This window comes from Chryseobacterium sp. POL2 (genome assembly GCF_011058315.1).
GTDB lineage: Bacteria > Bacteroidota > Bacteroidia > Flavobacteriales > Weeksellaceae > Soonwooa.
Map to the genome: position 1 here is coordinate 154615 of NZ_CP049298.1, position 12274 is coordinate 166888.

Annotated in this window: 9 protein-coding genes; 4 read left to right on the plus strand and 5 right to left on the minus strand. The window is 35.3% G+C overall.

The genetic code is table 11. The features are described from left to right. Positions 1-11 precede the first annotated feature (11 nt). Complete coding sequence (porU, locus tag G6R40_RS00715; protein ID WP_165130600.1) at positions 12-3899, minus strand: type IX secretion system sortase PorU; 3888 nt, start codon at positions 3897-3899, stop codon at positions 12-14. A 156-nt stretch (positions 3900-4055) separates the two neighbouring features. Between porU and gldJ the strand changes: the two genes are divergently transcribed. Together gldJ and G6R40_RS00725 are read left to right on the plus strand one after the other, a co-directional pair. Continuing rightward, positions 4056-5648, plus strand: a complete 1593-nt coding sequence (gene gldJ / locus G6R40_RS00720; RefSeq protein WP_165130601.1) for a gliding motility lipoprotein GldJ — start codon at positions 4056-4058, stop codon at positions 5646-5648. 73 nt (positions 5649-5721) lie between these two features. Further along, positions 5722-6993 (plus strand): UDP-N-acetylmuramoyl-tripeptide--D-alanyl-D-alanine ligase, encoded by a 1272-nt coding sequence (locus G6R40_RS00725; protein WP_165130602.1) that lies wholly within the window; start codon positions 5722-5724, stop codon positions 6991-6993. Here G6R40_RS00725 and G6R40_RS00730 read toward each other — a convergent pair. Next, entirely contained in the window at positions 6988-7599 is a 612-nt protein-coding gene (locus G6R40_RS00730) for an NUDIX hydrolase (protein WP_165130603.1), read from the minus strand. The two genes, G6R40_RS00725 and G6R40_RS00730, sit on opposite strands and share 6 nt — an antisense overlap. Positions 7600-7637: 38 nt before the next feature. Here G6R40_RS00730 and G6R40_RS00735 point away from each other — a divergent pair, with 38 nt between their 5' ends. Then, positions 7638-8024 carry an SRPBCC family protein gene (locus tag G6R40_RS00735; RefSeq protein WP_165130604.1) on the plus strand — a complete coding sequence of 129 codons (387 nt, stop codon included), beginning with the start codon at positions 7638-7640 and terminating at the stop codon, positions 8022-8024. Here the strand turns inward: G6R40_RS00735 and G6R40_RS00740 are convergent. From G6R40_RS00740 to G6R40_RS00750, 3 genes are all read right to left on the minus strand, one after another. Then, the gene (locus G6R40_RS00740) at positions 8021-9082 is read right to left on the minus strand and encodes an anhydro-N-acetylmuramic acid kinase (RefSeq protein ID WP_165130605.1); all 1062 of its coding nucleotides are present in this window, start codon (positions 9080-9082) and stop codon (positions 8021-8023) included. The two genes, G6R40_RS00735 and G6R40_RS00740, sit on opposite strands and share 4 nt — an antisense overlap. Further along, positions 9082-9615: an LPS export ABC transporter periplasmic protein LptC gene (locus G6R40_RS00745; protein ID WP_262887681.1), complete on the minus strand. Its 534-nt coding sequence runs from the start codon at positions 9613-9615 to the stop codon at positions 9082-9084. The genes G6R40_RS00740 and G6R40_RS00745 overlap by 1 nt, the downstream gene beginning before the upstream one ends. Positions 9616-9702: 87 nt before the next feature. Then, positions 9703-10977: a hypothetical protein gene (locus G6R40_RS00750; protein ID WP_165130607.1), complete on the minus strand. Its 1275-nt coding sequence runs from the start codon at positions 10975-10977 to the stop codon at positions 9703-9705. A gap of 159 nt (positions 10978-11136) precedes the next feature. Here G6R40_RS00750 and G6R40_RS00755 point away from each other — a divergent pair, with 159 nt between their 5' ends. After that, positions 11137-12261 carry an ATP-binding protein gene (locus G6R40_RS00755; RefSeq protein ID WP_165130609.1) on the plus strand — a complete coding sequence of 375 codons (1125 nt, stop codon included), beginning with the start codon at positions 11137-11139 and terminating at the stop codon, positions 12259-12261. Positions 12262-12274: the final 13 nt, after the last annotated feature.

Consider the following 12274-nt stretch of genomic DNA (forward strand, 5'->3'; position numbering starts at 1 on the left):
TTTATATTTTGCTATTTTAATAATACCATTTTTTCGACTGCTGTGGCGCTGCCTTTACACTTGTCTTGGTTTTGACTTTTTGCAAATATCTTAAAAATATATGTACCTTTTGCTACGGTATCTCCAAAGTCATCTTTTCCGTCCCATTCGATAGCTTGTCTTGGCGTTCTGTAACCTTCTAAAAATGGTTCAGCGGTTATGGAGTTACTTAGTGTTCTTACCAGTTTTCCAGTAATGGTAAATATCTGAACATTAACGTCCAAAATATCATCACAATTGTGCTCGAACTGTACATATGTTTTGTTGGTGAAAGGATTTGGCCAATTAAGCGGTCTGTTGATGATCAATTGTTGCTGGCTTTCGTCTTTCACTACAAAGTTTAACGTAGAGGTCGTTGAATTATTGTTAATATCCCAAACTTTAAATGTTAATTGATGCTCTCCAGGTTTCAAATTGCGGAAAGGATAACTCACATTTCCTTTTTGATAATCAGCCAGGCTCGGATTAACACAACCATTGCCTTCTCCCGCAGAGAAATAATCATTAAGCACTTTGGTATTGATAACCTCGCCGTCCAAAAGAACAGTTATATCATGCCCAATACCAGAGCCTGTAGAATTTATCCCGATATTGTCCGTAACGCAGGCTAAAAGCATTGGGTTTTGATCTGTAATACCACCGTTAGCAAAGTTAATATTATTCATGTAAAGATTAACTTTCGGAGGTTCGGTGTCGTTAATTCCGTTAGGGTTGATATCACCAATAGTTACCGATCCGTTATAGAAAACGTCGTGGGATTTGTTGTCAGCATAGATTAGAATTCTACCAGATCCCAAGTCATAATTAATATCTTTGGGTACATAGAATTCAATGGTGTAATTTCCATTAACGACTTGTCCCGAAGCCTTTACAATAGGGCTTCCTTCTTCAATATATTCTAAAATAGGAAGCATCTTAGGATTGTTGTCGTTGTTGAGGGTTTTCTTTTTAAGTTTTTTGTCATAGATATTGACTACAGCACGCCCATTAAAGCTATTGTCTAATGTGCCGTCTGGCTTTGTTACATGACCTTTTACCTTAACGAAATCCAATGCACGGATTTTTCCAGGTTCTGGAGATTCTATCTCATCAATCTTTGCAAGTCGCTGCGGACGAGAAAGTGTCATCGCAGGATCACCAAGATAATTCACCTTTAAGTGATTAATGTTGTTGCCTTGTTTTCTTTTGGCTTCAAGAAAAGAATCGCCTAGAGTACGGAATTTGTCGTTGTTTAATTTGAAAATACTCTCCGTAAAATTACCTGTAAATTGTTCCCCATATACCACTGCAATGGCGCGACTTGATGTAATCATGTTGGCAGCGCCACCCGATTTAAGCTTAATTACTTGTTCTCCAACGGAATTAGTAGCAGGGTCATCCCAAAGCGTGAATTCGCATGTGATGGTAGATACCAACGGAAATCTGCTATAAAGTGAAGTGTAATTATTGAAATTTTGAACTTCGGTCGATGTTAAAACTCGTTCTTGTGACCAACCATTGATTCCGCCATGACCGAAATAAAGAAGGAATGCGCTATTGCCGACATCATTGCTAATGGCTTGATTAATTTGTGGATAACGTTGTCCCCCCGCAGAGGTTTCCGCAGGAAAAGCATCGAGGTATAGTTTTCTAACATTATATTCAGATCTTGTGGTTCCTGTTTCAAAATTTGATACCAGAGATGTATTCATTGTATTGTGAAAAGGAGAATCATTATCTGCGTCGTCATCTACCACAAAATCCAATTTCATTCGCCATTCACCAAAAGGGGAAGATTGACCAGGGAGTGCATTGTAATAGGCTAATGTTTTGTCAATTAATAATTTAGCTTCTCCAGGATTAGCCGCAGGAAGTCGACCGATAGGTATGTCTGGTAACATACTTCCAAGGTCATTAACTGTTTGTGGTGAAGTCATTACAAAATAATCATCGGTCACATAAGTATTGGCATAGTCGTGACTTTCTTCACTTTGATAACTTGGAATAACGTCTGTATTATTAGCCAATCTGTTTTTGAAATCATAAGAGGTGTCTCCAAGTAAAAAGACGTATTTCAAAGTACCTTTGGGCGAATTAAGTTTAGATACAAAATCTCTTACGGCTGTAATGTCTTTGCTTCCACTACTAAATTCGTTGTATATTTTGTTAATATCAACAACTTCTACATTCATAGCATTGGTTGTCCGATGATAGTTGGCAAGACGTTGCGCATCATTCATCATGTTTGGTTGTGTAATGATGAGGTAGTCGACATTGGAAAGCCCAGATAGATTTTGCTGGTCTATACGTCCAACAAATGCTGGATTATAAGCAGCAGATGAACTAAAAGCGACAAATTCGTTATTGAAATAAGTGTTATTGGCAATATAGCCGATATTGTACACATTAGAATTTCCGCTACGATTATTTTTCCTTTTGACATTCGTAATGTCCGACACATCCCAGACTTGCTCTAAGCCTGCAATATTTGATAAAGAAAAGCCATATAGATTATTACTTGCTTCCTCTATACTGTAATCGCGGAAAGGCAATTGTCCAGCGTTGTTATAGGTAAGGTCTTGTTTGTATTTAACTTCAGCGTAATCCCAATAAAATTGTCCATAAGGATTATTCGCCGTATTCGGTTTGTAGGAAAAAGTAATACTAGAAGTTGGCGTATCTGTTATATTACCATTGCTAACTAAAAGTCCGAGGTCTTTGGAGCTGACATTCAGGTTTTTAATATCCTTGCCGTTTACGGAAAATTCCATCTGGTTCCTTTCACCATTTAGCGAGACGACTCTTGTCCTGTATGAAATGTTATCGTTAGCATTAAGCGGTGTTCGGAGATCAAATTTAACTTCTTTGTTTGTTGTAAATGCATCACCAACCCAAAGACGTCCCAACTTTATTAAGTTAAATTTTTCCTCATTGATATATTGGTAGTCATCATAGCGCGTTATCAGGTTATTGGGAGGAGCAATGTCGTAATCGCTAATTCTTTTTCCTGGACCGATATCAAAATTAATAAAGTAGTAAGAAAAATCTTCGTATAGATTGATAAAATTAGAACTTTTATCTTTTCTAGTTTCAGTTCTTTTATTATTGGTTTTTACATCTTGTGGGTTGTAAAGATTAAATCCATTAGGACCTTGTGCATAAAAAAGCACATAGTCCTGATCATTCCATACGCCATCTTCTTCGCCCACAACTTGGATAGCATTTTCCTGAAGTGCTGCGTAACGCGCATCTGTATTGTTTTCTGGAAGCATTAATCCACCATTTCCGTAGACACGAAAGTTTTTCGGATTAATCCCAGAAACATTAATGCCATTATCTTGTAAGAATTTTTTAGAAATTTTGAATACGCCAGATTTGTCCACTTTAATTTTATAAAAAGTACCGCTTTTCAAAGGGTTTTCTGTACTTCCCAAAGCATCCCCTTTTTTAAGAATCAGATTGTTGTTAGACAATTCGACATCTACAGACACCAAACGATAAATAGTATTAGCTTCTTTTTTAAAAGCAGGAATGTAGGCAGTGCCAATTTGAGCATTTTGTAGCTCATTAAAACTATAGGAAGCTTCGTAATGATCTGTGTTTACCAATAAGTCCTGGTTAATATCGTACAAATCTTCGGGTTTGGCCTTTTCCCAATTAAAGTTTTTAACAACAATTTCCTTACCCTCATTCTTTTTTTCGACAACTAGTGTAACGCCACGAGAACCAATATCATAACCACTATTTTTAAAAAAAGGCATGTTTTGCTTATAGGTACCAAAATCGAAAGTTTTGCTTCCTTCCCATTGTATGTTGACTTTTTGTCCAAAAGCACCTAGCGAGATAACAGCAAATAATAAAGAGTAAATATTCTTTTTCATTGAGTATGTATTCAATTTACAAAATAAACGAAAATTTCTAAAAAAAGATATATAACAATAAAACTTATTTATCCACGTTAGAAAAAAAGCATATCATTATTTGATTTATTAAAATATTTATTTTTTCTTTGTACTTTGTAAATGATTATATCAACTATGAAACAAATTAAATTGTTTTCACTAGCTATCGGCTCTGCTTTAGTACTTGCAAGTTGTGGCGGAGGTAATACGAAAAGTGGCGGTGGGACGAAACGTTTTACTAGTAAAACTGGTTGGAAACCAAACGAGAAGAATGGTTATTTCTTTTCGGGTAAACAACAAAAACAAAAAGGTTGGCCAGGCATGGTATATGTCGATGGAGGAACTTTTACAATGGGATTAGTGCAAGACGATGTCATGCATGATTGGAATAACACGCCCAGACGTATGCAGGTGAGCTCTTATTTCATTGGCGAAACCGAAATTACCAATTATGAATATCGAGAATATACGACATGGCTGAAATATGTATTTCCACCATCTGATCCTAATTTCAAAAATATTTATTCAGGCGCTTTACCTGATACTTTAGTATGGAATAATAAGTTATCAAGAAATTCTTATTCAGAAACTTATTTCCGTAGTCCAGAGTTTGACTATTACCCAGTTGTCGGTGTTTCTTGGCTACAAGCGACAAAATATTGCGATTGGTTAACCAACCGTGCCAACGAAAAAGCTTTAATGCAAAAAGGTATTCTTCCAAAAGATCTATACACCAACGAATCCAATTATCAAGGTGAAAGTACCTTCAACATGGATAAGTATAAATCCAATGATGCCGAGCTAGACGCTATTGTTGATAAAAATAAGTTACAAAAACAAACAGGTATTAAGACAACTAATACAAGATTGTTAGCCGCTAACAAAGGTGGTACATCTGGTTTGGTTGAAAAATTCAGATTGCCTACAGAAGTAGAATGGGAATTCGCAGCTTTAGGTATGCAAAAGAACCGTAAATACAACAATTACCTAGGTAAAAATCCTGAAATTGATAAACTAAAAGGTAAGAAAGGACGTAACAGAGGTATGTATCTTGAAAACTTTAAGATGGGTAAAGGTGATTACTCGGGTGTAGCAGGATGGAAAAATGATGGATCGCCAACCACTTCGGATGTTAAAAAGTATCAATCTAACGATTTAGGTATATTTGGGATGTATGGTAACGTTGCAGAATGGGTAGCAGATATCTATCGTCCACAGATTGATGAAGACTTTAATGATTTTAACTATTACAGAGGTAATGTTGTTTTAAAATCAGAGAAAAATGCAGACGGTACCTACAAAAAAGTTGGAAATGTAGAGATGAAATATGACACCATGGCCAACGGACAACTGGTATACAGAGGTCTTCCAGGTGAATATGAAAAACAAGTTGTTGCAGACGACAGAAATTATCGAGACGGCGATTATCAATCTTCTTTAGATATGTCTGGTGCTAATTCTGACAGTACATTCAATATGTATAATTCTGTAAGAAAAGGTTTCGTTGTTGACAAAAGCGGTAACGTTGTTCTTGAAAAACAGAAAAAACAAGTGACAACAGCTATCACTAACGAAGTAAGAGTTGTTAAAGGTGGATCTTGGCTAGATTCTTCTTATTGGTTAGATCCAGGACACAGAAGATACAAAGATCAAGGAAGAACTTTTAGTTGGATTGGTTTCCGTGTTGCTCAAGATGCTAAAGATAGTGGAAAACGAAGCAAAAGATAAAAATTCATATTAAGCAGTAGATTTTCTACTGCTTTTTTTATGCTCCTATTTTTTTAAATCTTAATTTTGAAGCATGAATATCGAATCTTTCTACAACTTATATAAAAAAGCTAACAACTGTATCATAGACAGTCGAAAGCTTCAAAATAACGACATCTTTTTTGCATTTTCTGGTGAAAGTTATAACGCAGCAGAAAAAGCCGAAGAAGCTATTGCAAATGGCGCTTTAGCAGTTATTGTTGAGGATATTACTTTTAGTAATCCAGGACGTAATATTTTTTATGTTGAATCGACTTTAAAGTTCTTGCAAGACTTAGCGATTTATCATCGTAGTCAATTAAAAATCCCGATAATAGGATTAACGGGTAGCAATGGTAAAACCACGACGAAAGAAATGATCAGCACAGTTCTCTCAAAGAAGTTCTACGTACAAAATACCTTTGGAAATCTTAACAATCATATTGGGGTGCCTTTAACAATTCTATCGATTAAACCTGAACACGAAATTGCAGTTGTCGAAATGGGGGCCAATCATCAAAAAGAAATAGAATCTCTTTGTAAAATCGCAAAACCCAATATAGGATACATCACTAATTTTGGAAAAGCACATCTCGAAGGTTTTGGCGGTTTCGAAGGTGTTATCAAAGGAAAGTCTGAACTTTATTATTATCTCAAATCCTATGAACAATGCATTTTGGTTAACGAAGCAGATGCGATACAGTTGGAGAAAACTAAAGATTATGTCAACAAAATAAGTTTTGGAAAATCAACTTCCGATTTCGTTTATGATGTTTTTGCTAAAGAGCATTTTGTAGGACTCATTTATCAAAACGAAAAATTATTATCCAACTTAACAGGTCAATATAATTTTACTAATTTGTCGGCGGCAGTTAGTTTGGGCTTACATTTTAAAATTGAATTCAAAGACATTAAAGAAGCTATAGAAAATTATTTTCCGAGCAATATGCGTTCGCAAGTTCAGAAAAAAGGTGACAAAACGCTGGTTTTAGATACTTACAATGCCAATCCGAGCAGTATGTCGGCGTCTTTGGATAATTTTAAAGAATTTGAAGGTTCAAAAACGATTATCATCGGCGATATGCTCGAACTTGGTAACGAGAGCGAAGCTGAACATCAATCTATTTATGAAAAAGCATCCCAGCTTAGTTTTGATCAAATAATTACTGTCGGAAAAGAATTTAAAAAAGTAAATCACCATGATTTAGCTTTTGAAAATACATCAGCATTAATCGATTATCTTAAAGAAAATCCTATTATCACACAGAATATTTTACTAAAAGCATCGCGTGGAATTGCTCTAGAACAAGCAATAGAATGTTTATGAAATATCGTGATTAGATAAAAAATCTTCGAGGACTAAAAGAATATTATTAAAAGTGGACTTTTCGACATCTTGTTGGATTTCCACTTTATTTTTCCATTCTACTTTGGTGATGCCTTCTTCTACTTGCGGAATTGGCGTTTTTGCATCGCTATAAGACATGTGGTACCAATAGGTTTTTTTAAGGACAGGCTGGGATTTTATATGATACATGTGATAAGTGGTGCTGATAAAGTCCAAAAGTTGCAAATTGCTCAAGCCACATTCTTCTTCAACTTCTCGCAAAGCCGCATCATCACGAGATTCACCAGATTCTATTTTCCCCTTTGGAAGATCCCATTTTCCGAGTCGGTAGATGAACAATATTTTGTTTTCAGGATTAATGACAATGCCGCCTGCCGCTTCGATAACCTGATAATGATTTTGAAATTTTGACCACAATTCTTCCACATCGTTGTGGTAGATCGCTACATCTTTGGTCGATGTATTCTGCAAAAGATCCATCGCAATATCGAATTGTAAATCCTGTTCAAAAGCTATGTTTCGCTCAACGATTTCAGGCTTTTCACTAAGGATTAATTTTTTTTCATTGATAAAAACTTTATACATTTGCGTAGCTTATTAATTATAATTACAAAAATAGAAAAATGAATCTAGAAGGACGAAAAATTATCGTAAATAAATCGGTTAAAGATTTAACAGAAATGCTGAAAAATGCTGAAGATTATAAAGCTTTGATGCCAGATAGTCTGCAAAATTTTGAAGCAAGAGAAGGTGGTTTCAAATTTGGATTGAAAGGAATGCCTGAGATTGCGCTTAAGATTCAGGAAGTTACAGAGCAAAAAGTGGTGTTGGCTTCTGCAAGTTCTAGTCTGGATTTTTCTTTGACAGGTAATATGTCACCAATTAGCGATAATCAGACAGAAGTCCAGCTATTGTTTGATGGGAAATTCAATCCGTTTATCAAGATGATGGTGGAGAAACCATTGAAAAACTTTATCGATGCTTTGACTGATAAAATCGAGCAACTTTAATATTTTAGAAAAATTCCTGATGAATGATCGTGTCCACTGCCTGTTACAGATGACAAAACGTTAACGTGATTATTCATTTTCAGGACAGCCATAAAAGCAAAAATCAAAGCCTCTTTGTAATCGATAATTTCTTTTGAAGGAATCTCGATTTGGGTTTTGGTTTTTGTTTTAATTTTTTTAATTAAATAATCGTTGTGCGTTCCACCGCCTGTAAATAGGGCGTTTTTAATATTATTCTCAGTTAGATTTTTAGCGATTTGTTCGGCAGAATGTTCTGTAAAAGTTGCCAAAATATCGATATCTGAATAGCCTTTTAATAAAGGAAAAATTTCAGTTTCTACCCATTCGTAACCCAAAGATTTAGGCGCATTTTTCTTATAAAATCCAAGTTGATTTAATGCTTGTAAAAGTTCAGGAATAATTTGTCCTTGTTTTGCTAAAAATCCGTCTTTATCGAAATTATAAGCTTGTTTCTGTGCAAAATAATTAAGAACAATATTGACAGGGCAAATGTCGTAACCGATTCTTTTATCTTCTTTTTTAAATGAAATATTAGAAAATCCTCCTAGATTAATACAAGCTTCGAAGTCTGAAAATAACAATTGATCGCCAATCGGGACCAACGGTGCGCCATTGCCACCCAAAAGCACATCTTGCATTCTGAAATCGTAAACGATATTCTTTTTCGTCAACAATTGCAAAGCGCGTCCGTCGCCTATCTGAACTGTGAAATTTTTTTGAGGTTGGTGGTAAACCGTATGTCCGTGAGAACCTATGATATCTAGGTTTTCGATATTATGATTTGAGATAAAAGCTTTGGTCAACTCACCAAGTAAAAACCCGTAATCTGAGTTAAGCTGGAACAAGTCTGGTGCATTGAGTTCGTTGGCTTTTCGAAGTTGATTTTCCCACGTTTCAGAATAAGAAATCGTCTCGGCTTGTAGAATTTCAAAAGACCAATGTTCATCAGTTTTCCAGAATTTTGAATAACAAATATCCAAGCCATCTAGGCTGGTTCCGGACATTAATCCAATTGCGAAATAATGTTTTGTAGCCATTATAAGCCAGTTTTTGGTAATCCTTTGGTGTTGAATTGTCCAGAGTTGTTGTAGAATGTGTATTCTGTAAAATCGTCTTTTGCCACCATACCGTTAGCACCAACCAAAACATTGCCATCTTGATCGGATACAAAAACAGTGTCTTTGGTGTACATTTTTCTATTTTTTTTGTCCCAATTAATAGTTTCTGTTACGAAAGTTCGGCCTTCGTTGGTGACAATTTTTACGCGACCTTTTGCAAAATAGAAATCTTTCTTTTCGTCGTATCTTGCATATTTGGCCCAAATTTTTCCAGGAACTTTTGGATTTTTTTTGTCAAAATATTCGAGGTAAATTCCTTTTTTGGCTTCTACGTAAGGCGAGTCAATCAGTTCGTATTTTTCGAGTAAAGCTGCATCGAATTTTACTTTGACTTTTCCAGAATCTCTTTGGACAATTTTCGCATTGTAAATCACTTGCGAAGGGAAATTGGTTTTTTTGTCTTGTTTTTTTTTCGTGATGTCTTCCTCACATGATTGCAAAACAAAAAGCATTAAGAAACTAAAAAAAATCTTGTTTCTTAATGCTGTATATTGTGATATTTTACTAATTCTAAAAATCATTAGTAACTATCTTTAATATTAGTTGTAAAGTCTTCTTCCGAACCATTTATCAGCAAAGTTAATACCTATCTTAAAGTTGATAAAATTCTGCTGAATAAGGTTGTTTTCCAAAGTTCCTCTGCGTCCTAGTTCTAAGCCAAGGTCAATGCTGTTCATTCTCGTTACACTACTTTTTTGGAAAGGTAATGTTACACCACCTGTGATAGCATATTTGTTGATGTCTTTTCCACCAATATTGAGCGCTCCTTTTTCATAATAAACACCATAACGGTAGATGACACGAGAAAAATAGTTTCTGAAGTTGTTGTAGTTAGGAACAATCCAGCCTCCTGCAGAAATTTTGTAAGAACTATTATATTTAAGCGTTTGTCCTAAGAAATTAAAGTTTTCGCCATTTTTATAATCCAACTGTGTTCCTACAAACCATTTGGTTTCATGACCGTAACCTAGACCCAATGAGAACTCTTGAGGTAAGAATTTTTTATCTCGGCTTTCTTTTTCATCAATGATGGTTTCGTAACCTTTAACATCACCAATACCTTTGAAATAAGTACTGTTGGTGTATACGCTTTCCATTTGACCAGTCGTTCCGAAAGTGTAAGTTGCTCCTAGTGTTAATTTATAATCGTTGATGAATTTTTTCTGATAGGTTGTACCTAGTGTAAAATTGAAAGAATTGATTTTGTTGCTGTTAGAATAACCGCTTATCAATTCGGCGTCAGAGAAAGTAACTTCTTCGATGTCGTACAATTTTCCAAAGTAATAATTGGTTCTCAAACCTAATGCAAAACTTGGCGTAATTTGATAGCCTAAAGCCGCTTGGATTGTGTTAAGCGTACCTTTGCCATTGTATTTATGGCCTTCGATATTGCCTTCAGAAGTCGTTAAAGTTCTTAGAATCTCGTATTGTTTAGAACTATATGGCTGGAAGCCCAATCCGAATTTTACTTTCTTGCTGAGAGGCATTGCAATGGCAATATTCGACAGATAATTAGAATGTTTGGTAACATTCGTATTGTTATAATCTGTTTTATAAAAGTTATTTTCGTTGGTACCTTCAACTTTAATAGTTGCCAATTCTAGGTTGGTATTAGCTGCTGGGTTTTTAAAATTGAAATTATTATTGAAATCCCAAATGTAAGCAGTAGAAACACCTCCCATAGAACTTACATCTACTGTGTTGTCATATTTTATATCACCAATTCCGTAGGCTGCATATGGAGAATTACCAATACTTTGGGCATGTAGGTAAAATCCCGCTGTAAGTAATGATGCGACAAAAGTCTTTTTCATTCGTTGTTATTATCAAAGCGCAAATATCTTAATTAATAATGAATCTCAAAAATTTATTTGGCGTTAAAGTTTGTTAAGTGCTTTGGGATTAATTTCATTCTTGCTATTTAGCCTTCTCAAATGACCTAAAGCTAGAACTTATTTTTTATATTTGTTGGCATGAAATGGGAAAAAATCGTCGGTCAAGAAAAATTGAAGCATCAGCTTTTGTCAAGTATTAATGATAATCGGGTAGGGCATGCACAATTATTTGTTGGAGAAGAAGGTTATGGCACTTTAGCGATGGCTCTTGCGTTTTCACAAGAGATTCTTTCGCGAGAAAATCCATTGGCTGTGCAAAAAGTAGAACATCTTAACCACCTCGATTTGCATTTCAGTTTTCCAATTTTTACCGAAAAAAATATTTCACTCAGCAAACGCTATTTCACAGAATGGCGTGAAATGATTCTTGCAAATCCTTATTCTAGTTTTGATGATTGGACCAATTATTTAGATTCCGAAAAAAAACAATTCTTTATCTCTGCACAAGAAGCCGAAGACATGCACACCAAATTTGCTTTAAAAAGCTTTGAAGGTGGTAGCAAAATTCTCATTATTTGGCGTGCTGACAAAATGAATGAAGAAGCGGCGAATAAAATCCTGAAATTCTTAGAAGAACCGCCCAAAAATACATATATTATACTTTGTGCTAATAGGATAGATACTATTTTGCCAACCATATTATCGCGTTGTCAAATGCTTGAAGTACCTCGTATTGAAGACGAAGACATTAAGAACGAATTGATAAAACGTTTCCCAAATCAGGAAGAATCATCTATTGATACGGTGGTCGGCCAATCGCGTGGTGATCTTAATATCGCTTCTAAAATCTTAGAAGCAGGAACTTCCGCCAACGAGTTCGAAGAGCTCTTTATCCAATGGGTTCGTAATGCTTTTATGGCGAAAAAGAAACCCGAAGTTTTGCGTGCAATTATCCGTTGGTCGCACGAGATCAGCGCATGGAACAGGGATAAACAAATTCGATTTTTAGAGTTTTGTACAGAAACTTTCCGTCTTGCATTGCTTCAAAACTATGCAAGTCCCAATTTGGTTTATAGAAAATTGGATAGCAATGGTTTTGGGTGGGATGCTTTTTCGACTTACATCAGCGGTGCCAATATTGAAGCTATTTTGGAAGAATTAACAGATGCCAGTTATCATATTTCTCGTAACGCAAATGCCAAAGTTGTACTTACAGATATGGGCATCAAATTGACAAGACATATCCATAAAAAGCACACATAATTTCAAAAAAAAT